Annotated in this window: 15 protein-coding genes and 1 pseudogene; 13 read left to right on the forward strand and 3 right to left on the reverse strand. The window is 43.1% G+C overall.

Going from position 1 to position 24,939, the window contains the following annotated elements:
* Nucleotides 1-57: 57 nt before the first annotated feature.
* The 8 genes from QA584_RS07020 (at nucleotide 58) to QA584_RS07055 (ending at nucleotide 15,041) form a co-directional block, all read left to right on the forward strand.
* Nucleotides 58-2,442 carry a non-reducing end alpha-L-arabinofuranosidase family hydrolase gene (locus tag QA584_RS07020; protein ID WP_278273801.1) on the forward strand — a complete coding sequence of 795 codons (2,385 nt, stop codon included), beginning with the start codon at nucleotides 58-60 and terminating at the stop codon, nucleotides 2,440-2,442.
* 248 nt (nucleotides 2,443-2,690) lie between these two features.
* Entirely contained in the window at nucleotides 2,691-4,595 is a 1,905-nt protein-coding gene (locus QA584_RS07025; RefSeq protein ID WP_278273802.1) for a carbohydrate-binding protein, read from the forward strand.
* Between the two features lie 169 nt (nucleotides 4,596-4,764).
* The gene (locus tag QA584_RS07030; RefSeq protein ID WP_278273803.1) at nucleotides 4,765-6,363 is read left to right on the forward strand and encodes a carbohydrate-binding protein; all 1,599 of its coding nucleotides are present in this window, start codon (nucleotides 4,765-4,767) and stop codon (nucleotides 6,361-6,363) included.
* A gap of 60 nt (nucleotides 6,364-6,423) precedes the next feature.
* Nucleotides 6,424-8,655 carry a family 43 glycosylhydrolase gene (locus QA584_RS07035; RefSeq protein ID WP_278273804.1) on the forward strand — a complete coding sequence of 744 codons (2,232 nt, stop codon included), beginning with the start codon at nucleotides 6,424-6,426 and terminating at the stop codon, nucleotides 8,653-8,655.
* A gap of 75 nt (nucleotides 8,656-8,730) precedes the next feature.
* On the forward strand, nucleotides 8,731-10,245 hold the full coding sequence (locus QA584_RS07040; protein WP_331487854.1) for a carbohydrate-binding protein: 1,515 nt from the start codon (nucleotides 8,731-8,733) through the stop codon (nucleotides 10,243-10,245).
* Entirely contained in the window at nucleotides 10,242-12,248 is a 2,007-nt protein-coding gene (locus tag QA584_RS07045) for a carbohydrate-binding protein (protein ID WP_278273805.1), read from the forward strand. Before QA584_RS07040 ends, QA584_RS07045 begins: the two co-directional genes overlap by 4 nt.
* Nucleotides 12,249-12,315: 67 nt before the next feature.
* Nucleotides 12,316-13,998, forward strand: a complete 1,683-nt coding sequence (locus QA584_RS07050) for a carbohydrate-binding protein (protein WP_278273806.1) — start codon at nucleotides 12,316-12,318, stop codon at nucleotides 13,996-13,998.
* 98 nt (nucleotides 13,999-14,096) lie between these two features.
* The gene (locus QA584_RS07055) at nucleotides 14,097-15,041 is read left to right on the forward strand and encodes a dockerin type I domain-containing protein (protein ID WP_278273807.1); all 945 of its coding nucleotides are present in this window, start codon (nucleotides 14,097-14,099) and stop codon (nucleotides 15,039-15,041) included.
* A gap of 153 nt (nucleotides 15,042-15,194) precedes the next feature.
* Here the strand turns inward: QA584_RS07055 and QA584_RS07060 are convergent, their stop codons facing one another.
* Nucleotides 15,195-15,440 carry a DUF3243 domain-containing protein gene (locus tag QA584_RS07060; protein WP_278273808.1) on the reverse strand — a complete coding sequence of 82 codons (246 nt, stop codon included), beginning with the start codon at nucleotides 15,438-15,440 and terminating at the stop codon, nucleotides 15,195-15,197.
* Nucleotides 15,441-15,604: 164 nt separating this feature from the next.
* The gene (locus QA584_RS07065; RefSeq protein ID WP_278273809.1) at nucleotides 15,605-17,254 is read right to left on the reverse strand and encodes a cellulose binding domain-containing protein; all 1,650 of its coding nucleotides are present in this window, start codon (nucleotides 17,252-17,254) and stop codon (nucleotides 15,605-15,607) included.
* Between the two features lie 476 nt (nucleotides 17,255-17,730).
* Here QA584_RS07065 and QA584_RS07070 point away from each other — a divergent pair, with 476 nt between their 5' ends.
* The 3 genes and pseudogenes from QA584_RS07070 to QA584_RS07075 all read left to right on the forward strand — a co-directional run bounded on the left by QA584_RS07070 (nucleotide 17,731) and on the right by QA584_RS07075 (nucleotide 22,208).
* The gene (locus QA584_RS07070; RefSeq protein ID WP_278273810.1) at nucleotides 17,731-18,189 is read left to right on the forward strand and encodes a MarR family transcriptional regulator; all 459 of its coding nucleotides are present in this window, start codon (nucleotides 17,731-17,733) and stop codon (nucleotides 18,187-18,189) included.
* Between the two features lie 110 nt (nucleotides 18,190-18,299).
* A pseudogene (locus QA584_RS28820) lies at nucleotides 18,300-18,920 on the forward strand (BadF/BadG/BcrA/BcrD ATPase family protein); the annotation flags it as partial.
* A 78-nt stretch (nucleotides 18,921-18,998) separates the two neighbouring features.
* A complete protein-coding gene (locus QA584_RS07075) occupies nucleotides 18,999-22,208 on the forward strand; it encodes an acyl-CoA dehydratase activase (RefSeq protein WP_278273811.1) in 3,210 nt (1,069 codons plus the stop codon).
* Nucleotides 22,209-22,219: 11 nt separating this feature from the next.
* Here the strand turns inward: QA584_RS07075 and QA584_RS07080 are convergent, their stop codons facing one another.
* Complete coding sequence (locus QA584_RS07080) at nucleotides 22,220-22,462, reverse strand: hypothetical protein (RefSeq protein WP_278273812.1); 243 nt, start codon at nucleotides 22,460-22,462, stop codon at nucleotides 22,220-22,222.
* Nucleotides 22,463-22,729: 267 nt separating this feature from the next.
* Between QA584_RS07080 and QA584_RS07085 the strand changes: the two genes are divergently transcribed.
* Nucleotides 22,730-23,563, forward strand: a complete 834-nt coding sequence (locus tag QA584_RS07085; protein WP_278273813.1) for a nucleotidyltransferase domain-containing protein — start codon at nucleotides 22,730-22,732, stop codon at nucleotides 23,561-23,563.
* A gap of 418 nt (nucleotides 23,564-23,981) precedes the next feature.
* Nucleotides 23,982-24,890 carry an AraC family transcriptional regulator gene (locus QA584_RS07090; protein WP_278273814.1) on the forward strand — a complete coding sequence of 303 codons (909 nt, stop codon included), beginning with the start codon at nucleotides 23,982-23,984 and terminating at the stop codon, nucleotides 24,888-24,890.
* Nucleotides 24,891-24,939: the final 49 nt, after the last annotated feature.

Raw genomic sequence — 24,939 nt, forward strand, 5'->3', positions numbered from 1 at the left:
ATAACCTGGGCCCAGAGCTTTAGGGAGTGTCCTATTTTGATAAGGGAGGTAAGAATTATGAAACAATGGATAAAAAAAAGTTCTGTAATGATTATTGGGTTTATCTTCTTGTTATTATCCTTTGGTTCTGTAGTAAATGCAGCGCCTAACGCCAATCCGACCTGGTATGTAGATGAACGGGTGATTAATCACAGACAAGCGGTTCCATATGATTATTACGCGGCGAAAGACCCGACGATCGTTTACTACGGAGGCAAGTACCACGTGTTTTACACCGGGGCAAATCAAAGCGGAGGCTGGCAGATGCTTTATACATCCGCGAGCACAATTCCCGAACTAAAAAACGCGCCTCGTACCTATATGAGTAAAATTGGCGAAAGCTATTTCTGCGCGCCGGAAGTATTTTATTTTGAACCTCAGAAATTGTGGTATCTCGTCTACCAGGATGGAACTTATGGGGCCGCTTATTCCACAACCACAAATATAGCGGATCCCAATTCGTGGTCCGGACCGAAATCCTTTGGCATATCCGGGAACATGGGATGGGATTATTACATTATCTGCGACGATTCCTATGCCTATATGTACAACACACCCGATAACGGCTCAGGCAACCTGTATGTGCGCAAGACATCCCTGTCGAATTTTCCGAAAAGCTGGAGCGCACCTTCAGTTGCTATATCCAACACTTTTGAAGGTTCAGAGGTCTATAAATCACTTGCCGACGGTAAATACTATCTGCTAGTCGAAGACCAGAAAGACGGTCGGTACTACGAATTATGGACGTCATCAAACGCTGGGGGACCATGGACGCAGGTAGCCGAGAAATGGGCATGGCGCGGTAATCTCTCTTACAATGCAGACAAGTGGACCACCAACGTTTCCCACGGTGAATTAATCCGCGCAGGATATAACCAGAAACTCGAGATTAATGACATCAATAAAGTTGATTTCCTCATTCAAGGAACTACCAGCACATCAGGAGAATATCAAAAGATTATATGGGATTTAGGTGTCATCAGAAATTACACCGGCAGTACTCCTACACCTACACCTACTCCAACTACGACACCCACTCCAACCCCTAGTCCGAGATCAGCTTATACACAGATCGAAGCGGAGAGCTATAATAATCAGTCGGGAATCCAGACCGAAACCTGTACCGAAGGTGGAGAGAATGTCGGGTATATCGAGAATGGGGATTATGTAGTTTACAACAATATCGATTTCGGCAGCGGTGCGGCAAGCTTCCAGGCCAGAGTAGCCAGCGCTACCAGTGGTGGTAATATTGAAATCAGGCTTGACAGTAATACGGGCACTTTGATCGGGACTTGTCCGGTTGCAGGAACCGGCGATTGGCAGACTTGGACCGATGTAAAGTGCAGTGTCAGCGGGGCAAGCGCAAAACATGACGTTTATCTGAAATTTACAGGCGGGAGCGGATACCTATTTAACCTGAACTGGTTTAAATTTGCTGCAAAAACTATTTCGGGAAACTTGGGTGATTTAAACTCTGATGGGACAATAGACTCATTAGATTTAATGTCGATGAAACAATACCTTTTGGGAGTGGTAACCCTTAGTAATCCAACATTGGCTGATTTAGATGCAAGTGGCAGCGTCGACGCACTTGATTTTTCGCTGCTCAAACAATATTTACTGGGTATTATATATACTTTCCCTGGACAAAATCCCACCCCTACGCCGACAACAACTCCAACTCCAACTCCAAGTGCTGCTAAATTTCACTGTTTTCTGTTATTAGGTCAATCCAATATGGCAGGTTATGCTTTGGCCCAAGCTTCTGATAAAGTGGAAGACCCCCGGGTGCTGGTATTGGGGTATGATAATAATGCTGCACTCGGACGGGTAACCGATCAGTGGGATGTGGCAGCTCCACCTCTTCATGCCTCCTGGCTTGATGCTGTCGGCCCTGGAGACTGGTTTGGCAAGACTATGATACAGAAAGTCCCGGCGGGTGATACCATCGGACTGATACCCTGTGCCATCAGCGGTGAAAAGATTGAGACATTTATGAAGTCGGGAGGCACCAAATATAATTGGATTATCAACCGTGCAAAACTTGCACAGCAAAAGGGAGGCGTCATTGAAGGCATCATTTTCCACCAGGGCGAATCCAACAGCGGCGACACGAGTTGGCCCGGCAAGGTAAAAACACTGGTGGAAGACCTTAGAAAAGATCTGAACCTGGGGAATGTTCCTTTCCTCGCCGGTGAACTGCTTTACAGCGGTCCTTGTGCAGGTCACAATACGTTGGTAAACCAACTGCCTTCCCTGATTACAAATTGCTCGGTAGTCTCTGCAAGTGGTCTGGTAGTAGACCCTGGCGATACACAATACCGTCTTCATTTTAGTCATGATTCAACAGTTACCCTGGGCAAGCGATATGCTGAAAAAATGATTCAAGCTCTCGGCTGGTGAGTTGGTCTGTAAAACCTAGCTGTATTATGCAGCATATTCAATTTTACTGTATTTCCGATAGATACATCCGCTGCGGCTCAGGCAACCTATTATGTCGCTAAATACAGTTGTAGCTGCTGATACCAGCGTTGTGCTGGACGGCAGCTACATTTAAAGTCACGAAATAATTATGCTTATTCTAAAATTAGGAGAAAAAAATGTATGTATCAAAAACAAAATAGGATTATTTTACACGGAGGGTGAAAGATATGTTAAAAAGTATAAAAAAATCAATAAGTATAGTATTGGCATGCGTAACTACCCTGACGATGATGTTAGCCGTAGCCGCACCTGCTAATGTTTCAGCCGCAAGTGATGTAACCGTTAATTTATCGTCAGAAAAACAAGTGATACGCGGTTTTGGAGGAATGAACCACCCGGGTTGGATTGATGATTTGACAGCAGCTCAAAGAGAAACAGCATTTGGTAATGGAACGAATCAATTAGGCTTTTCTATTTTAAGAATCCATGTAGACGAGAATAAAAATAATTGGTCCAAAGAATTAGCAACGGCACAAAAAGCGATTGAAAAAGGAGCAATCGTTTTTGCTTCGCCCTGGAATCCTCCAAGTGATATGATTGAGACCTTCACTCGCAATGGTGTTGCAAATCAAAAACGGCTCAGATATGATAAGTACGCTGCATATGCGCAGTATCTTAACGATTTCGTTACATACATGAAGAATAATGGTGTAAATCTATATGCTATTTCTGTCCAGAATGAGCCTGATTATGCAAGTACTTGGACGTGGTGGACTCCACAAGAAATGCTTAACTTTATGAAAAATAATGCCGGCTCCATTAATTGCAGGGTAATTGCACCTGAGTCATTTCAATACCTAAAAAATATGTCAGACCCTATATTAAACGATGCCCAGGCTCTTGCCAATATGGATATTCTTGGTGCTCACTTTTATGGTACTAGTGTTAGTAATATGCCTTATCCTCTTTTCCAACAAAAAGGAGCTGGAAAAGATCTCTGGATGACAGAGGTATATGTTCCGAATAGTGACAATAACTCAGCAGATCGCTGGCCCGAGGCCTTGGATGTTGCATATAATATTCACAATGCTATGGTAGAGGGAAATTTTCAGGCATATGTATGGTGGTATATTCGCAGGCAATACGGCCCTATGAAAGAGGATGGTACCATAAGTAAGCGTGGGGATATGATGGCGCAATTTTCGAAATTTGTCCGTCCTGGTTATGTAAGGGTGGATGCAACAAAGAATCCCAATACAAACATTTACATATCTGCCTATAAAGGTGATAACAAAGTCGTCATTGTTGCAATTAACAAAGGAACTTCTGCAGTCAACCAAAACTTTGTCCTGCAAAATGGGACAACATCGAAAGTATCAACCTGGGTATCAGACAGCGGCAGAAAGGTTGCAGCTGGATCGTCCTTAAATGTATCGGGCAGTTCCTTTACAGCTCAGCTTCCTGCTCAAAGTGTGACCACATTTGTTGGTGAATTGGGAAGCACCCCTCCAGTAGAACGAAGTGCTTTCACTAAATTGGAAGCAGAGAGTTACAACAACCAGTCGGGAATCCAGACGGAAACCTGTACAGAAGGCGGGGAGAATATCGGGTATATCGAAAATGGGGATTATGTTGTATACAACAATATCGATTTCGGCAGCGGTGCGGCAGGCTTCCAGGCCAGAGCCGCCAGTAACGCCAGTGGAGGTAATATTGAGATCAGGCTGGATAGTCTTACCGGTCCTTTAGTAGGGACTTGTCTGGTTTCCGGAACCGGCGATTGGCAGACTTTTGCTGATGTAACCTGCAGTGTCAGCGGGGTGAGCGGAAAACATGACTTATATCTAAAATTTACGGGAGGAAGTGGATATTTATTTAACCTGAATTGGTTTAAATTTACCAGCGGGAGTGTAACCCCTACTCTGATAGGAGATCTTAACGGAGATACGAGTGTTGATGCAACAGACTATACCTTGATGAAAATGTTTCTCCTCGGTTCAATTAACGATTTCCCTGTACAAAATGACCTTGCAGCCGGAGACCTAAATCTTGACGGTGCCATTGATTCACTGGATTTGGTAGTTTTCAAAAAATACCTGCTGGGTAATATATCGAAATTACCCTTAATCTAAATTATAATTCCCAGGCTATAGGAGGTTTATACGCCTATGTCTACAGCACTCCGTCACCACCAGCTATTCTTAATATACCCTGGAATTGGGCTGGTTACGGATATGCCTTTTATGACCAGTTTCAGTATTTTAAATCCTGCTTCATAAAAGATTGAAAGGAGAACAAATTATGTTAAAAAGAGTAAAGAACTTAACAATTCTGCTCACAATTTGTGCACTGGTTTCTATTTCAAACGTTATTCCCGTATTCGCGGATAACCCGATATTCTACCAGCGCTATACTGCTGACCCGTCCGGACTGGAGGCTAACGGAAGGCTGTACCTTTACTGTTCCCATGACGTATATGATTCGAACCGTCCTGGCTATATTATGAATGATATTACCTGCATATCCACCGATGATTTGAAGAACTGGACCGACCACGGCGAGGTTTTCAAAGCGTCTGGCTGGGCATCGCTGTCATGGGCTCCGTCGGTTGTCTACAAAAATAATAAATACTATATGTATTACGGGAATAGTGCCAGTGGAATCGGTGTTGCAGTAAGTGACAGCCCGGCAGGTCCTTTTAAGGATGCACTTGGAAAAGCGCTGGTAAACGGCAGTACTCCTGGTGTAAATCCGCCAAGTGGGTTTTGGTGCTTTGATCCAGGCGTTTTTGTTGATGATAATGGACAGGCGTATATGTATTTTGGAGGAAATGGTGAGGGGAATACGAGGGTAATCAAGCTGGGCAGTGATATGATCAGTATTAACGGGTCAGCATCACAGATTGTAGCGCCGCGTTTCTTTGAGGCTTCCTACCTGCATAAGTACAATGGAAAATATTACTTTTCTTATTCAACGGATTTTTCCCAGGGGGCTGCTAAGATAGACTATATGATGAGTGACAATCCAATGACAGGATTCCAATACAAAGGGACTGTATTGCCGAATCCTCCTCAAAATGAAGGCAACAATAACCATCAGTCCATATTCTCATTTAAGGGGAATTGGTACATTGCTTACCACAATAGGGCTCTAGCCATAGCGAATGGAGCTTCTTCAGGTGATGCAAGAACATATCAAAGAAGTGTGGGTCTGGATCGCTTGTATTACAATGCGGACGGTACCATGCAGCAGGTCAAGATTACAACGGACGGCTTGACTCAGCTTAAGAATGTAAATCCTTATAGCACGAATGAAGCTGAAACAATGGCTCAGGAAGCCGGCATTAACACAGAAGCATGCAATGAAGGTGGACGTGATGTATGCAATGTTGAAAATGGGGACTGGGTCAGGGTGAGAGGTGTTGATTTTGGTTCCGGCGCGGTATCCTTTGATGCAAGAGTGGCTTCGGCAACGAATGGCGGGAATATTGAACTCCGCCTTGACAGCCCGACCGGAAAGCTGGTGGGAACTTGTGCTGTTTCGGGTACCGGTGGCTGGCAGACCTGGACTACCAAGACTTGTAATGTAAACGGTGCAACGGGAATACATGACCTATACTTAAAGTTTACCGGTGGGAGTGGTTACCTGTTTAATTTGAACTGGTGGAAGTTTAGTGGCGGTAGTTACAAGGTCGGGGATCTAAGTGGAGATAATAGTGTGGATACAACAGACTATACGCTGATGAAAAAGTACCTTCTTGGGGTAATTAACGATTTTCCTGTAGAAAATGACCTTACAGCGGGGGATCTAAATCTTGACGGTGTCATTGATGCACTTGATTTTGCGGTTTTAAAAAAATACCTGCTGGGGGATATTAAAGAATTACCTTATTCTCAATAAAGATCTCAGGCACATGCTGGATTAAATTAATTGAAAGTTAATATTTAAGGAGGTTTTAGTATGTTAAGTACTTGGAGACGAAAAAGCGGCTCTGGATTAAGAAAAACAATTGCTTTTTTATTAGTATTGTGTCTATCACTTTCGCAAATGGTTTTCGTATATGCCTGGCAGTCCGATAATGAAGACGGCACCTTCAACAACCCGATGTTATTCGCTGACTATCCAGATCCCAGCATAATCAGGGTTGGTAATGATTTTTATTTAGCCAGTTCTACTTTTGTCAATGTACCGGGTCTGGTTATTTTAAAATCTCAGGATCTGGTTAACTGGGAACTTGCCGGTCATTGCATTACCTCATTCACCGGCAATAATGCGTATAATATGCAGGGCGGCGTGAAATACGGCGGAGGATGTTTCGCTCCTTCTATTGCGTATAAGAACGGTACATTTTATGTGGTGGTTACGATTAACGGCGAAAATACCCGCATTTATTATGCCAAAGATGTAGCGGGTCCATGGAATTACAGTCAATTGAGCGGCAGTTATTTTGATCCTGCTTTATTTATTGAAGATGATGGAACTCCCTATCTGGCCTATGGCGGAGCCTGGCAAAATAAGATCAGTATGATACAGTTGAATTCGAGCTTAAGTGCTACAACGGGGTCATCCCGGACAATTCTTTCTTACAATAACGTGGAAGGTTCACATATAGCGAAACATAATGGCAAATATTATTTATTTAACGCTGTGCCTGCGCAAAGATTAGTATGCTCCCGGGCCTCGAATATCTGGGGACCTTATGGTGAAACTACTACCCTGTGTACGGCCGGAAAAGGCGGACATCAGGGAGGTATTGTCGATCTGCCTGATGGCAGTTACTGGGGCTATCTTCATCAGGATGATGGTGCAATTGGCCGCCCTACCAGAATCTGTCCGATTACCTGGCAGAATGACTGGCCAATGTTTGGCAGACCAGGGCATATAGGTCAGGTTGAATCAACTTATACTAAACCAATTCAAAACAAACCCGTCAAGGTACCGGCAGCTTCCGATGAATTTAATGGCAATACATTAGGACTTCAGTGGATGTGGAATCATAATCCGGATAATTCAAAATGGTCCCTGACCGGATCTGCCTTAAGGCTAAAAGCCACTACGGCTTCCGATTTTTGGAATGCAAGAAACAGTTTAACTCAAAAGGGTCAGGGTCTGACAAGTTCTGGCACCATTAAAATTGATTGCAGTGCCATGCAGCCTGGAGATATATGCGGATTAGGAATGTTAGGCGATCCACGGGGTTATATCGCAGTGACCAAGGATCCTAAGCGCATAATAATGTCGGAGGAAGATAGCGTAAAGGCAACGGTTAATAATATAACTGCAAATATTTTATATTTTCGGGTAGATATGAATTTTAGTAACAAGCAAGCCAAGTTTTATTGGAAAGATGACAGCAGAGATTGGCAACAGCTTGGAACCTCAATAACGATGGGCTTTGATTGGCAGTATGGAACTTTCCAAGGTGAACAGTATGCTATTATGAATTTTAATCCTTCTGGAAGTTCAGGTTATATGGATGTTGACTGGTTCAGGTTAAATGATGTACCGGGTGGTAGCACCCCGACTCCCAGCCCGACTCCGACACCTAGCCCAAGATCAGCCTTCACACAGATCGAAGCAGAGAGTTACGACAACCAGTCTGGAATCCAAACTGAAACCTGTACAGAAGGCGGCGAGGATGTCGGTTATATTGAAAATGGAGATTATGTTGTATACAACAATGTAGATTTCGGCAGCGGTGCGGGAAGTTTCCAGACTAGAATAGCCAGCGCCACTAGTGGAGGCAATATTGAGATCAGACTTGATAGTCTTACCGGTCCTTTAGTAGGGACTTGTGCAGTCTTAGGAACTGGCGATTGGCAGACTTTTACTGCTGCAACATGCAGTGTTAGCGGGGTAAGCGGGAAACATGACCTATACCTGAAATTTACGGGAGGAAGCGGATACTTATTTAACATCAACTGGTTCAAATTTACTAGTGGAAGTATAACTCCCACACCAACCTCTACTCCCCAATACCCGGTTGGAGACCTGAATGGAGATGCGAGTGTAGATGCAATAGACTATGCGCTGATGAAACTGTATCTTCTTGGATCCATTCAGGACTTTCCTGTAGAAAATGACCTTGCAGCAGGGGATTTAAATCTTGACGGTGTCATTGATGAACTTGATTTTTCCGTTTTTAATAAGTACCTGCTGGGTGTTATACAGAAATTACCTTATTCGCTTTAAAAATAGTGTACTCTAATTATGCTGCCGTGTATTTTTGGGGGATACCGGCGATATAAAAGAAAGGGGATATAAATAATGAGACTAAAAACCTTAATGAATGAAATTGCGAAGAAAATAGCACCAGCTTTCGCTCTTGCAGTTCTTTTGGCAATGCCTGTTAAACCCGTGGCCGCGGCAGCGCTCCCAGCCATGCCGCCGACAGGATATGACCAGACCAGGAACAACATTTCACATGGGCAGGTCAACAGTATTACTTATCAATCATCAGCGACCAACAGCCAGAGGAAGGCGAGAATTTACCTGCCGCCAGGATATTCAACAAGCGAGAAATACAGCGTCCTGTATTTATTGCACGGTTACGGCGGGAGTGAAGCTGATTGGTTTACAGGCGGAGGTGCAGCCAATGTCATTATGGATAACCTGATTGCCGATGGCAATATTCAGCCATTTATCATTGTAACACCAAATGCTAATACATCATCAATATCTGATGATAAGCTTCCAGGTGATATACTAGACAGCCTTATACCATACATCGATTCACACTATTCCGTATATACGGACCGCCTTCACAGAGCAATTGCCGGTCTCTCGTATGGTGGTCCACAATCCTATAATATTGGGTGTACAAACATGAACAAATTCGCCTATGTGGGAGGTTTTTCAGGCGGCGGACCTGTTGCCTATCCGACTAGCAGGTTGTTTCCAGATCCATCGGCTACCCGTCAGCAGATGAAGCTATTGTTTCTTTGCATTGGAACCAATGATAATTTATCTTACAGTGACGGCATAGCTAATTTTTGTAAGAGCAATAATATCCCTTGCACCTATTATCAAATTCCGGGAAGAGGTCACGATTGGACAGTTTGGAAACCAAGCCTGTGGAACTTTTCACAAATGGCGTGCGCGAATGGATTTACGGATTATGGTACGCCAACCCCGACTCCTACTTCTACGCCAACCCCTGGTCCGAAATCGGCCTTTACACAGATCGAAGCAGAGAGTTACGATAACCAGTCGGGAACCCAAACCGAAACTTGTAACGAGGGCGGACAGAATATCGGGTATATCGAGAATGGGGATTATGCCATCTACAACAATGTGGATTTTGGCAACGGTGCAGTAAGTTTTCAGGCTAGAGCCGCCAGCGCCACCAGCGGAGGTAAAATTGAGATTAGGCTCGATAGTCTTACCGGTCCTTTAGTAGGGACTTGTGCAATTACCGGAACTGGAGGCTGGCAGACTTGGGCTGCTGCAACGTGCAGTGTTAGCGGAGTAAGCGGAAAACATGACCTATACCTGAAATTTACGGGTGGAAGCGGATACTTATTTAATCTGAACTGGTTCAAGTTTACCGGTGGAAGTGTAACCGCCGGAGACCTAAATGGAGATGGGAGTGTCGATGCAACAGACTATTCCCTGATGAAGATGTACCTTCTAGGGTCAATTACAGATTTTCCAGTACATAACCTTGCGGCCGGGGACTTAAATGCGGATGGTGTAATTGATGCACTCGATTTTGCCGTTTTAAAAAAATACCTGCTGGGTACTATAACGAAAATTTATATTGAATTGGAGGTAAATCCATGAAAAAAGTATGTAGAGTTGTAGTTTTCCTGTTTGTTATTTCCCTATTTCGTGCAACAGTGTGCTATGCAGACAATCCAATCGTACAGACAAATTATACTGCGGATCCGGCCCCGATGGTCTATAACGGGACTTGCTATTTGTATACCACTCATGATGAGGACACCATCGTCAATAATTTTTATACCATGAATGACTGGAGATGCTATTCATCCACCGATATGCAAAACTGGACGGATCATGGATCACCGTTGTCTTACAAAACATTCAGTTGGGCGCAGGGTGATGCATGGGCTGGTCAGGTTATTAACAGGAACGGGAAGTTTTATTTCTATGTTCCAATGACCCGGAAAAACGCCGGTGGCGCAAGGGTAATCGGTGTAGCGGTATCAGACAGCCCGACCGGGCCGTTCACCGATCCTCTCGGGAAACCGTTAATCACCAATAATGGGGCCCAGGATATCGACCCTACCGTATTCATTGACGACAACGGACAGGCGTATCTCTACTGGGGAAACGGTGATCTTTATTATGTCAAGTTGAATCAAGATATGATTTCATACTCAGGCAGTATTGTTAAGGCATCTCCGAAACCAACGAGTTATGTCGAAGGTCCGTGGTTCTACAAGCGCAATAATTTGTATTACATGGTATACGCAGGTATGTCTGGAGGATCCGAAAATATCTCCTATGCTACCAGCAACAGTCCTACCGGACCCTGGACCTCCAAGGGATCTATTATGGGGTCGCAAAACAGCTATACGAACCATCCGGGAGTAACCGATTATAAGGGAAGTTCCTACCTCTTTTACCATACCGGTTCTTTACCTGGAGGTGGAAGCTACCATCGTAGTGTTGGCTTGGAACAATTCAAATACAATGCAGATGGCACAATTCCCAGTATTCCAATTACCCAAAATGGTCCGGACCAGCTTAGTAATCTAGACCCATATGTCAAAACGGAAGCTGAAACAATTTGCTGGGAATCCGGTGTTGAGACAGAAACATGCAGTGAAGGCGGAATGGATGTATGTAATATCGAAAATGGGGACTGGATAAAAGTAAAAGGGGTAGATTTTGGTTCTGGTGCGGTATCTTTTGATGCAAGAGTAGCTTCGGCAACCAACGGCGGGAATATTGAACTCCGCCTTGACAGTGCGACCGGGAAACTGGTGGGAACTTGTGCTGTTTCAAGTACCGGAGGCTGGCAGACCTTTACTACTAAGTCCTGTAATGTAAGCGGTGCAACAGGAGTACATGACCTATACTTAAAATTTACCGGCGGAAGTGGTTCTCTATTTAACATCAACTGGTGGAAGTTCACCGGCACAGGTGTAACTCCCACACCTACACCAACGCCATCTCCAACTCCAACTCCAACGCCAACTCCTGTCCCGACATCGGCTTTTTCACAGATTGAAGCGGAAAGCTACAATAACCAATCGGGAGTTCAAACCGAAACCTGTACGGAAGGCGGGGAGAATGTCGGATATATCGAAAACGGGGATTATGCAGTTTACAGCAATATTGATTTCGGCAGTGGTGCTGCAAGCTTTCAGGCCAGAGTAGCCAGCGCCACCAGCGGAGGTAATATAGAAATCAGGCTGGATAGTCTTACCGGGACTTTAATAGGGACTTGTGCAGTTACCGGAACTGGTAATTGGCAGACTTGGGCTGCAGCAACATGCAGTGTTAGCGGAGTAAGCGGAAAACATGATTTATACCTGAAATTTACGGGAGGAAGCGGGTACTTATTTAACCTGAACTGGTTCAAATTTACCGGTGGAAGTGTAACCGCCGGAGATCTTAGTGGAGATGGGAGTGTCGATGAAACAGACTATGCCTTGATGAAAATGTACCTTCTTGGGTCTATTACGGATTTTCCGGTACAAAATGACCTTGCGGCCGGAGACCTGAATCTTGACGGTACAATTGATGCACTTGATTTTGCCATTTTCAAGAAATACCTGCTGGGTACTATTACGGAATTACCTTATTTGCCTTAAAGACGTGGGTTTTAAAGTTGTTTACAACAATACCTGTTAAATTCAAATAAGGAGGAAATTTTAGAGTATGAAAAAAAAATCGATATTTATTGTTGGATTTGTTTTATTACTGATATCTTTCGAGGTAGTACATGCTGCTGCATCGTACATTGATTATTTTAAAGCGACGCCGATTGTAGGTTCCCTATCGTCGTCTTGCTGGGGCGCCGCGGCAGTGGGCCCTCGTGATCAATCAAACGGTTTGGAAGACAGGACTATGTCAAAGTATGCTTATTGGGATGGAGGAATCATTAAGGGACCTGATGGCACGTATCATATGTTTGCCAGCCGGTGGGATCAATCTGCCGGCCACAACGGGTGGTTTGGCTCTGTGGCTGTTCATGCGACGAGCTCCAATCTGTATGGACCTTATACAGACAAGGGTATGTGCTGGCCCAACGATCAGGGCGGTAAAGGTCACAACGTGGTTCCGCTGCAACTAAAAGACGGGCGGTATGCTATACTCGTGAGCGAAACCAGGCGGCCGGCGGACATTTTTGTCTCCAATTCTCTGGATGGACCATGGTCAAAGCTTGGCAGTGTATCGATTGCTTCAAATGCTTACTCATCCAATTATACAGCGTCGAATGTTTACATTATGCTTCGTCCGGATGGCCGTTATGGGTTGATTGAAAGAGATGGGGTAATTGGTATTGCTGATAATGTCCTTGGACCTTACACCATTCAAGGAACCAATATTTATGCAAAGATTCCCGGTTGTCCGACCGGCAACATGGAAGATCCGGTTATGTGGTATAGTGGTGGTCTTTATCATATTATTGTCAATAAGTGGGACACACGTAAGGCGTATCACATCACTTCCCAAGATGGTATCAGTAACTGGAAATTAGAACCGGGATATGCCTATGACCCGACAGCGAATTTTATCCGCTATTCAAATGGTACGGTCAATCATTGGAATAAATTAGAACGTCCCAATGTGTATATGGAGAATGGTCATGTGGTTGCGATGACACTGGCGGCAATAGACGTTGCAAAAGACAAAGACTTGGGTAACGACAGCCATGGCAGTAAGGTTATCGTTATTCCGTTTGATGGTGCCGGACTCGATACCGGGGGTGTTGTGCCAACTCCTGACCCAAGATCTGCCTTTACACAGATTGAAGCGGAAAGTTACAATAACCAATCGGGAGTTCAAACCGAAAACTGTACGGAAGGCGGGGAGAATGTCGGATATATTGAAAACGGGGATTATGCAGTTTACAGCAATATTGATTTCGGCAATGGTGCTGCAAGCTTTCAGGCCAGAGTAGCCAGCGCCGCCAGCGGAGGTAATATTGAAATCAGACTGGATAGTCTTACCGGGACTTTAATAGGTACTTGTGCAGTTACCGGAACTGGTAATTGGCAGACTTGGGCTGCTGCAACATGCAGTGTTAGCGGAGTAAGCGGAAAACATGACCTATATCTGAAATTTACGGGAGGAAGCGGATACTTATTCAACCTGAACTGGTTTAAATTTGGTACAGGAAGTAATTCAGGAAGCTTGGGTGATTTAAATTCCGATGGGAAAATAGACTCCATCGATTTAATATCGATGAAAAAATACCTTTTAGGATTAGAGACGATTAAAAATCCAACACTGGCTGATTTAGATGTGAGTGGTACCGTTGATGCACTGGATTTTTCATTGCTCAAACAATATTTACTCGGTATTATAACGACGTTCCCTGGACAAAGTGCGGTATAAACTACCGGCGATGTAATCGTTTGTTCGATTGACCATTCTTGATTCGAATGGTCAATCGGTATAACGAAATGAAATTAAAAATATTGGGAGGATATTTTATGAAAATTAATTTCAAACGGGTTATAGCATTAGTAGTTCTATGCGTTTTTGCAGGAGTTAGTTTAGCATCAAATTCAGCTACAGCAGCACCTGCCAAAATAAAAGGAAGTGAAGTACTTATTATAGGGGATTCATTTTTAGCATTATCCCATGAAATCACAAAGAGATTGGAGCAAAACGCTAAAAATGCGGGAATATTAGATTCGAGTGACAAATTTCGGGATAATTCAGTAAGCGGGACTCAGCTTTATGGAGGAATGGCACCGTCAATTCCCGACCAGTACAAAAATGGTGTAAAAGCAGGTACTGTAAAGTATGTTATTATGGATGGCGGAGGAAATGACTGCTTGATGGGTACCGGCCAACCACCCTATAATGCGAATAGCCCTTTTATTAAAAATGCAACGGATTCCGTGAAAAATTTGTTAACGCAAATGGGAAAAGATGGTGTTGTTAAAGTATTCTATTTGTTTTATCCTGACCCGCAGCAAGATCTAGGTGGCTTAAAGGGAAAACTGGATGTACTCAGACCATTAATTCAGAATGAGGTAAATAAGTCAATAACGCCAAAAGCTTATTGGCTAGATTTAAGGCCTGTTTTTTCAGGTAAATATTCCCAATACATTCTGTCCGACGGCATACATCCTACCACAGCTGGAAGCATAGCAGCAGCAGATGCTATATGGGCTGAAATGCAAAAAAATAATTTTTTTGGTACAGATGTAACCCCTACACCAAAAATCGGTGATGTAAACGCAGACAACAATATAGATACACTTGATTTTACTTTAATGAAACAATATCTGCTCGGCATAGTAACCGACTTTCCTGCAAGTGATGATATGTACGCTGCTGACCTAAACGGTGACGGTAGCATTAACGCACTTGATCTCGCACTGATGAAACAGTATTTACTAGGAATTATAACGAAATTCCCGAAATAAGATTATAGATGCACTTTACCAGCTTGGTTAGGATAAATCTGTATTTACAGAGGAGCTCATAATACAATAAATAATAACGGATGTCATTTCTCTAATGAGAGCAATGACATCCGTTCCATTTCTTAACCCTTATAAACATTTTTTTAGGGTTAATTATTTATCAACAATTTTTACAACAATCTTAGCTAAAACTTTCCTATCATCCTCGTCTGCGGCATCCCACATTTCCTTTAAAAGTCTTTCCTCATCATTATGAGGACTAACATAGTTTGAAAGGTAAGTCCCAACTTTTTCAGATATACTAGTTATTGTCTTATCAGACATTCCAACAGTTTCTCCAAGGTCAACCGCTTTTCCAAGAGTCTTTTTCCAATCATGCCAATTATCCATTATTTCCATATAAAATGCCTCCTTCTAATCTTATCTATATTATTTTATTTTTAGACGAATATATGTAAGATAATATGATTTTCTTTTTTAATTAGCAATTGGATATCGATGAAACCAAACAGGCTAAAGAAAGATTCTGCTGTCAGAAAGCCCTAGAGCCATAGAGCTTATGTTTACCAGCCTAAATCCGCACTTATTCTGGCTGCAAGCTGGTCAGCCATTAATTGGTGGGTTATTAAGCTGGGGTGCCAGTCTTCGCCGTAACCATTAGCCCATTCCTGTACAGGAAATTCAATATAATGGACCTTAGGATCACCGGCAGAATTTTTATCATTCACTACGCCGCGGATATAATCTCTTGCACTAGACTGACTGTCACCGCTTAACATAGGACCCATTGCGCAGTAGATATGGGCATCCGGGTACTGGGTCCGGATACGTGCTACTAAGTTTGAATAGGCAGTTGTAAAAGCGGTTCTGTCCGGTATGCCGATACTATAATCATTCGTGCAAAGATTTATGACAACTACCTGGGGAATCCACTGACTGGGATTCCATTGGAGAGTAGAATCATAAGCTAGTACCCTTGAGTAAATAGAAGGCATTACATCGGTAGTGTCTCCTCCATAATTACGAATCACACCTTTTCCTGACCAGCTTACCGTAATCGGATCAGCCTCCAATAGACGGGCGGTAATCGCACCGTAGGCCTGGTAAGAATTTTCATTCCTGGTGGTAAAAGACTGATATTGGCTGGTTCCTTCATTGCCATAACCGCAGGTAATGGAATCTCCAATAAACTCTATACGCCGTGAAGCGGGAGTCGGAGCAGCTAACAGACTGCCATTTGTGACTGTAAATCCCAGAAACTGCACATCTCCGACCCAGGCTTCGGTTCTTTTTACCAGTTCAACAGTATGATTACCGTTTGTCAGACCAGAAGCCAGAAGGATGGGAGAGGAACTTTGGGCAGTAACGTTAATGGGAGTCTTGACATTACCATCGATTATTACTTCGAACCAATTATCACCGGTGGATTTTAAGTTTACGCTGATGCCTGTTCCTTGAAAATCTGCTTTTATGGTAGTAGTTCCCCAGGAGAATTTAGGACCTGCCGGATCACTGGTGTCAAAACGTCCGATAAAAAGTACGTTTGAGTCAGGTACAGGTGTTACGGTAGGTGTGGCGGTTGCAGTTGGGGAGGGAGTAGGTGATGGGGTGCTTGTCGGATTAATGGTGGGAGTAGGTGATGGTGAAATAGTAGGTGTAATGGTTACAGTGGGTGTAGGGGTAACAGCCTCGCCCGGATTAATACCCCATAACAGTTCACCTCCGACATAACCTGTTATAGAGTCGGTATCAACGTAGACAGCAGAAGTTTGAAAAGAATAATCACCGGTCTGTGTGAAATCAGTCCAGTCCGATTTCCATATTCTTGTTTTTACTTCTAAACCTGTACCTGGGGCTAGTGTTCCTGCACTGCTTTTAAAACCGACTTCCAGATATCGGTCTGCGCTGGCAGCATTCAATGTACCAAAGGTACCCGTTACATTTTCAGAACCGATTGTAGAATAGTCACATGCAAAGTTGTTTGACTGGGTTCCGTCATTGGTGAAATAATACTTTAGTTTAACGGTTGAGAGCAGCAGCGGGGTGGTCCCTGTGTTGACCAGCCTGAAATTTGGGCTAATAGTGTTTGTTTTAGCTGCCGTATTTCCATTAAAGGCCTGTACGTTTATGCTTTCTGCGGCAGAAACACTGGATATTGGTGTCATGGCGGTCAGTAAAATCGCGAGCAAGAAAATACTAATTTTCTTTTTCATGGATAATACCTCCTATATGTAAAAATTTGTATATTTATTATAACATGAATATATGAACTTTACACTATAATTTTTCAATCTATGAATCGGGCAAAGGAAGCTTTTAATCTGCAATATTGGGGAGCATATATGGCAGTAAAATATGGCAGCCGAATATAAATGAGGAAGAATCTATGAAGTCTTTCTACAATAGCTTTTCAAGAAAAATGAGGCGAAATTGGCATATATATAAAATGCGAATTTTGCCTCATTTTTTCAAAGTACTAGAGTGTGTTTGAAAATAATAATGTAAGCGTACCATGGTCCCCCCCCGCATCAAGGAAGGACTTTAGACGGAAAGAGACTGGGGGACGGGTCTATAGCGCAAGCTAATTTACAAAATGTAGCGCAAGCTCTTATATAAAATATTGTTGACATGTTAACAATATTGTTGTAAACTGCTTTTTGTAAACGCGTTAACAAAAAAGGAGAATTCTATGAGCCAGGCACTGAAAATATTAGATATATTAATAAAAATGCAGGAATACTCGGATGTATATCTGCATAAACAAGATGGTCTGTTGGAAGAAATCGGTCTTACAGAAGTACATTGTATTGATTGTATAGGCAAGACGGACCATCCGAATGTAACAAAAATTTCAGAGCAGATGAGACTGACACGAGCGGGCATAAGTAAAATCAGCAAGAGATTGCTAAGTAAGGGTTTAATCGAGAGTTACCAGGAACCAGATAATAATAAAGAAATTTATTTTAAACTGACTGTAAGCGGGCAATCCGTCTATGAGGAGCATAAAAAAATTCATAACAAGGCTCAACAAGAGTGGCTGGCCATTTTTGATCACTACAGTACCGAGGAGCAGGCTACGATATTACGATTTTTAGTTGATATTGAAGGTCATTATGACAGGATTTCGGCTGTCGAAAAAGAAAAATAATACTCTCATCCGGCACTAAGAATCGTCATTCAAGCGGACTAGTACGTAATTAGTTACGCGGGGTCACGGGCGATCCACCACGGTATCAATTGATATCAGAAAGGAATTACATGAAGAAAATTGGAATTGATATAGGTGCTTCTGCAGTAAAGGTGGCTATACTAAGTGAAGAAGGTGTGCTGTTAAAATCGATCTATCGCCTTCATCATGGGAACCCGCTTTTAGTACTTGAAAACTCACTTTTGGATGTAAGGGCGGAGAAACTAACCACAAATGATGTTTATGCGTTGGTTTGCGGAATAGAGGGTAGCCTGCTGGAATTACCCGCCGTGGGTGACATTGTAGCTTTAACAGAAGGTGCGAAACAAATCTCACCATCTGCCACCGCCGTGATTGCAATCGGCGGGCAAAGTGCCAGGTACATCACCGGGCTTAAGGAGGATGTGCCGCAATTTGCAGAAAATGACAGCTGTGCATCCGGAACAGGTGCTTTTTTTGAAGATCAGATGGCACGCCTCGGTCTTCCGCTAACGGAATACTCAAGTCTTGTACAACAGGCCAAAGGCATCCCACATATTGCAGGGCGGTGTAGTGTGTTTGCCAAAACCGACATTATCCACCATCAGCAGGAGGGGGTCCCTGCCGCTGATATTCTGCTGGGACTTTGTTATGCATCAATGCGAAGCTACAAAGCGGTAGTTGCCAGAAAGTTGAAAGCGCAAAAACCTGTGCTTCTTGCGGGCGGGGTCGGTCACAATACAGGAGTTTTACGTGCACTAAAGGATATCTTTGAGCTGGGCGAAAACGAGTTGCTGCTACCGGACGGGTTTGACTGCACACAAGCAATTGGTGCGGCCGCATTGGCAGATAAACAGGGCATTCAACTGTCTTTTCAGAAACTCATTGAGTTATGTGGTAAAACCAATGATAAACATAAAAAACTGAAAGCCCATACATTACCCCGGTTACCTGTGCCACCAGCTGTAGATTATTTACACAAAACTCGCCCTTATGTACAGGGCGAACGTTGCTATTTGGGAATCGACATCGGCAGCACCAGTACGAATATTGTCCTGTTGGGCAAGGATGAAAATGTGATTGAGACAATATACCTGCGGACAAAAGGCGATCCAAAGCAGGCTGTCCGCGAGGGTTTCGCTCTTATTAGAAAGAAATACGGAGATACAGTATGCATTGGGGCCGCGGCTACTACAGGCTCCGGCAGAATGCTGATTGGCCGCTTGATTGGAGCGGATTCCATCAAAGACGAGATTACCGCACAGGCAGCCTCTGCTGCTCATTTTACGCCAGACGCGGATACGGTCTTCGAAATCGGAGGACAAGATTCTAAATATATCAGTCTACGGGATGGGCGTACAGGAGACTTTCAGATGAACAAAATCTGTGCTGCCGGCACCGGCTCCTTTGTTGAGGAACAGGCAGCAAAACTAGATATTCCCCTGGCGCAATATGGGGATATGGCACTAGCGGCAGATGCCCCCTCTGATTTAGGTGAGCGCTGCACGGTCTTTATTGAAAGCCGCGTCGCTGCACTCCTTGCAACAGGAACCAGTCGTGAGAACATCGCGGCGGGACTTTGTCATTCGATTGTTCGCAACTATTTGAATCGGGTGGTAGGTACCAGATCCGTAGGAAACCGTATTGTTTTACAGGGTGGTGTGGCATATAACCCGGGCATTGTTGCTGCATTTGTCAGTGCTTTTGGAAATCGTATCGTAGTTGCTCCTTATTTCAGCGTAAGCGGGGCGGTAGGAGCCGCGCTGCTTGCTAAAAGCGAAATTGGTGATAAGACCAGCTTATTTAAAGGGTTTACACTTAATAATTGGGACGAAAATTTAGGGAGCAAATCTACGACTCTCGAAAAACAAAAGCCAGAGCCTCTTGATTCCCTTGATGAACTGACCTTCCCTCATAAACGTGGAAAGAAAACCATAGGGGTTCCGCGGGCTTTGATAAACTATGAAGTGTTTCCTATTCTAGGTCGTTTCTTTTACCTGCTGGGTTACAATGTGCTTCTTTCCGACGTCAGCAGCGATGCTATGGTAGAGCTTGGACAGGCTAATGTCAAAGAGGAAGTGTGTTTCCCAATAAAGCTGGCGGTGGGGCATGCAGCCGCCCTTGTTCAGCAGAAGGTGGATTACCTCTTAATGCCTTCCGTTCATGGCAAGGGAATCTGTGTCTATATGCAAAAAGCTCCGCAGATATTAGAGTCTTGTGTCGGACTGAAAGATAAGGGGATTAAATTGCTTGCACCAGACATTTGCATTGACCAACCAAAGTATATTTTTACTGCCCTTAGTAATATTGCAAAGCAATTGGGGCATGGACGCATTGAAATCCTTCGGGCTTCCTTCAAAAGCGGGATAATAGACTTTGCAAACCCAATGCGAAACCTTCGAACCAAATCACTACCGGTTACGACTGAAAAGGAACCTGGGTTTGTATTGGTTTCACGTTCCTATGGGTTGGAAGACCCGATACTCAGCCTTTCTATCAAACAAAAATTGAAAGGGCTTGGGTATAAGGTTTATGACCTTCCAAGTGCACAGGAAGGTTTGTTTGATCAATCGTATCTCGGGCGAAGCCGCTCTAGTTTGTATTGGCCCTTTGGCCGAAATGTTTTAATGGCGGCAAAGCAGTTACGTGATAACCCGAATCTGTATCCCATCTATCTGACTTATCATGGTTGCGGACCAGATACCATGCTTACCCATTGGTTTGATAATGAAATGGGCGGTAAGCCCTACCTAGCGATTGAAGTTGATGAGCATTCGAGCCCGGTTGGTGTTATAACGCGTTTAGAAGCATTTGCAAACAGCGTTATGGGGTGTAACACGGAAAACACGAAGACAAATTTACGAACATCAGCATTGAATGAAACTATAATTCAACACGGTATTGATGCGGTCTCAAAAGAGACTCCCTTGGCGATTCCAAGCCTATATCCTTATTCTTCGCTGCTGACCTTTTATCTGTTACATAAGGGTTATAAGGTCATGGAGATTCCGCCCACTTCTTTGCAGAGTCTTGCAAAAGGTCGGACCATGACCCGTGGCAAGGAGTATTTCAGCTTGACGGCGCTGCTTGGAGATTGCATGGAGTATGCCGATAAAAAGAGCAAATTACAGATTATGATTCCACAAAACATGGGTGCGGAAAATGATGGTCTGTATGCCCGGTTTATTGCCTCAAAGTTCAAGGAATTGAATCACGGTAGTACTACGGTGATTGCACCGAGGTGGGAACAGCTAATTAAAAACAGCGAGACAGCCAATGTTATATTTGCCGTTTCACTGGCTGGGGATATTATGCTTTGTGCGTCAGGTTCGAAGCAAGAGAAACTCTTAGAGGAAATGAGGAAAGCCTTTGCTTTTGGTCTGCCTTCAGAGAAAGATTTTATCCGCTGGGCACAATATGCAAGGGGAGATTTAACCTCAAACTATATCCTATGTGTTGGTGAAACAGCCTGTTATCTGAATTCCTTGTTTCGCAGCGAAGCAGAAGCACTCTGTGAAAAAAACGGATACACTTTGCGGTATGCACCATTGAGCGAATTGCAGTTATTTGAGATGATGGAGAAGGGTGTACGGACAAAAGCAAAAGAAGCATTGATTCGGCAGGTTTCCTCTGTATTAGGTGCTGGCAGCCCATTTGCCGAATCCATAAGTAAAATGAGCAAATTGGCGGATTCCGTTTTGGGAAGCTGTGCGGAGCGAAATGGACGCTGTGCCGGATGCTCTATGCAATGCAGTGAAATTGTATGCAATTGCCGGACACTTTCGGCGATGGGTCGGTGGCGAGCCGGCAAAGCAGCTTCCCTGCCGGTTGGATATCACGGTCTCATCCGTGCTGCCTCAATGTATGAAAATACAGCCTCCGTTTTTAGTTTGACAGATGAAACACTAGGAGCAAAACGCTTTGAACTTAGATTTGAGGGAATTCTAAGTGCCGCTGAAACCGCACGGATCGATACGTGGTTGCACTATCTTAAAGGTTGAAAACTGGTTGTTCAGATTGGAACTAAAAAAGCTGAGCGATAATGAGAAAAGAACAGTGCATATAAAAACCGCGACCATTCTCTCAGTGGGAATGGTCGCGGTAGCTTAAACACCAGCTTTTTCTCTGCAGCAATTTCCTGAAAGGAGTCGTAAACATCTTTTAACAGGGATACAATAACAACCTCTTCGGTGAGAGTCCAGGAATGTTCCCCGGTTCCTGCAAGAAAGAGCATATCATTTAACAATCTTGACATCCGGTCTATTTCCTGGTCAATTATGGTTTCAAACCGTCTGACCCGGTCTGTATCCTGCTCACAAGCCAAAAGCTATATGAAATTTTATTTGTTTTTTAACGAATTGAATGATAAAATTGAACTAAAATTGGGGGTTCAAATATGGAGAGAGACTTTAGATATTTAAGAGATAGACATGGAAACATTGTTTTGAGGCCTGACCCTGCTGAAGACAAAAAATAGTGAACTGACAATTATTGATATTAGCGAAAGTATGGTGAGTTATACATGAATGAAATCAAAATAGTATTAGAGAAAATTGTAACAGTTTTGACAGCTATTTCAGGTATAGAAGCCGTTGTACTTGGCGGCTCGCGTGCAAGGGGAACACATTCTCCTGAATCCGATATTGACATCGGAATCTATTATGAAAATGCAACATTCGATCTTGTATCATTGAATAAGGCAGCACAGCTTATAGATGATGAGCATAGGAAAAACCTGATCGTTCCTCCAGGTGAGTGGGGCAATTGGGTTAATGGCGGAGGTTGGCTCATTATTGATGGATACCATGTTGACTTTATTCTACGTGATGTTGAACGAGTTGAGAATGTGATTGCAGAATGCCAAAAAGGAAATATATCGGCACATTATCAAACTGGACATCCCCATGCCTATATCAATGTGATGTACATGGGTGAATTGGCAGTATGCAAAATGTTATGGGATAAAAATGGGAATATCTCTCTACGAAAGAGTATTGCGGAACAATATCCTCCAAAATTGAAGAAAGCTATTATTGAATTCTTTGGATTTGAAGCTGGTTTTTCATTAATGTTTGCAGAAAGTAATGCCAGGAAAAATGATCTTTATTATGTTACTGCACATATTGTTCGAGCCATTTCAGCCCTCAACCAAGTATTGTTTGCAATAAATGAAGAATACTGCCTTAATGAAAAAAAGGCGGTTGGTATGATAGATGGTTTTAATATTCACCCACTTGGCTACCATGATAAAGTGAATTCTATTTTTACGGCAACCGGAACGGATAGCTCTAATGCCTGCATGCAGCTAAGGCAGTTAATTGAAGAAGTAAAAGTGATGCTTCCGGGTAATGAGTAATTATCCCACCTTGTAGCGGGGTGAACCCCTTTTTTAGAACCATGGTAAGCATTAAACAGGAACATACCAGTACCTATGACAATGTAAACACATAAAAAATAATGAGCTTAATAATCAAGGTTTTGGCCTTGCAAGAGCTAGTATCTCGAGGAGTTCAGTGATGGGTTGAAAGAAATAGTAAGTGCCTTTTATTGAGAGATAGTTTATATAAAACCTGTTTTTAAGGGAAATTATCAGCAATATCTAGCATGTATCAATCACTGCCCCTAAAATGCGAAAAGCTTGAACGCGAAAGAAGCAATAGTCATATCAAAACGATACAAATATGATAACAATGTAGTTTATGAAAAAAAGAGCATTCCTAGACAAGCATATATTTCTATTATCTGATATTATGTCTTTAGGGAGGTGTACAGCAATGAATGCATGGGAACAAATTCAAAATACCATTGATTATATTGAAGACCATCTGAATCAACAAATCAGTATTGCAGATTTAGCGGAGAAAGCGGGATTATCACAGTTTTACTATCAGAGATTATTTCGTAGGTTAGTAAAGAAACCTGTTGCTGAATATATAAGGCTCCGACGTATGGCGAAAGCAGTTGACATTTTGCTTGATGAGAATCAACGGATACTTGATATTGCACAGGAGCTTGGGTTTGAAACACATGAGCATTTCTCACGGACTTTTAAAAAGACCTATGGAATGACTCCAACCGAATATCGGAAAAAGCCTCAAGTTTTAAATCATATGACAAAGCCCGAGCTTTTATTGAATTATGTACTAATTGATGAAGGCGTACCTTTAATAACAAATGGCATGGTGCTTGAGATGAATCGGAAACATATTAAAAAGGATGTTACATATATAGGTTTTACAAAGAAATTACCGCTTGAATATGGAGCAGGGCTTTCAGTTGAACCGGGTGTGGATATATTAGGTATCCTATGGGAAGAGATACATGTATATAAAAATCAGGTACTGGGAATGGTAACAGGTTCAGAAGAAGTCGGAGTTATGTTACCTTGTTCTGAAAATGGATTTTACAATTACTTTGCAGGAATACCTGCTGATGTAAATAATTGTGAGATGGAAAACAAGATGGATCAATGGATACAGCCACAGGGTGAATATATTGTTTGCTCATTTGAAGCAGAGAATTTTGTTTTTTTAGTTACAGATGCCCTATATAAAGCACAGCAATATTTATTTAGTACATGGTTACCTAATCACAAGCTTCAGACCGAGGCATTTTGTCTTGAATATTATGACACACATACTCCTGAAACAACAAAGATGGAATTATGGATGAAATTGACTTAAAGGGCAAGATTGTGTAATGAATTAGCTTTATCGGAGGCGATTAGCGTAC

Origin of the sequence: Anaerocolumna sp. AGMB13025 (genome assembly GCF_029689925.1) — a bacterium.
GTDB lineage: Bacteria > Bacillota > Clostridia > Lachnospirales > Lachnospiraceae > Anaerocolumna.

Coding starts and splice junctions, on each gene's coding strand:
- QA584_RS07025 (WP_278273802.1), top strand. CDS start 2,691: ATGTTAAAAAGTATAAAAAAATCAATAAGTATAGTATTGGCATGCGTA.
- QA584_RS07055 (WP_278273807.1), top strand. CDS start 14,097: ATGAAAATTAATTTCAAACGGGTTATAGCATTAGTAGTTCTATGCGTT.
- QA584_RS07050 (WP_278273806.1), top strand. CDS start 12,316: ATGAAAAAAAAATCGATATTTATTGTTGGATTTGTTTTATTACTGATA.
- QA584_RS07070 (WP_278273810.1), top strand. CDS start 17,731: ATGAGCCAGGCACTGAAAATATTAGATATATTAATAAAAATGCAGGAA.
- QA584_RS07040 (WP_331487854.1), top strand. CDS start 8,731: ATGAGACTAAAAACCTTAATGAATGAAATTGCGAAGAAAATAGCACCA.
- QA584_RS07085 (WP_278273813.1), top strand. CDS start 22,730: ATGAATGAAATCAAAATAGTATTAGAGAAAATTGTAACAGTTTTGACA.
- QA584_RS07080 (WP_278273812.1), bottom strand. CDS start 22,462: ATGTCAAGATTGTTAAATGATATGCTCTTTCTTGCAGGAACCGGGGAA.
- QA584_RS07060 (WP_278273808.1), bottom strand. CDS start 15,440: ATGGAAATAATGGATAATTGGCATGATTGGAAAAAGACTCTTGGAAAA.
- QA584_RS07030 (WP_278273803.1), top strand. CDS start 4,765: ATGTTAAAAAGAGTAAAGAACTTAACAATTCTGCTCACAATTTGTGCA.
- QA584_RS07020 (WP_278273801.1), top strand. CDS start 58: ATGAAACAATGGATAAAAAAAAGTTCTGTAATGATTATTGGGTTTATC.
- QA584_RS07090 (WP_278273814.1), top strand. CDS start 23,982: ATGAATGCATGGGAACAAATTCAAAATACCATTGATTATATTGAAGAC.
- QA584_RS07035 (WP_278273804.1), top strand. CDS start 6,424: ATGTTAAGTACTTGGAGACGAAAAAGCGGCTCTGGATTAAGAAAAACA.
- QA584_RS07045 (WP_278273805.1), top strand. CDS start 10,242: ATGAAAAAAGTATGTAGAGTTGTAGTTTTCCTGTTTGTTATTTCCCTA.
- QA584_RS07065 (WP_278273809.1), bottom strand. CDS start 17,254: ATGAAAAAGAAAATTAGTATTTTCTTGCTCGCGATTTTACTGACCGCC.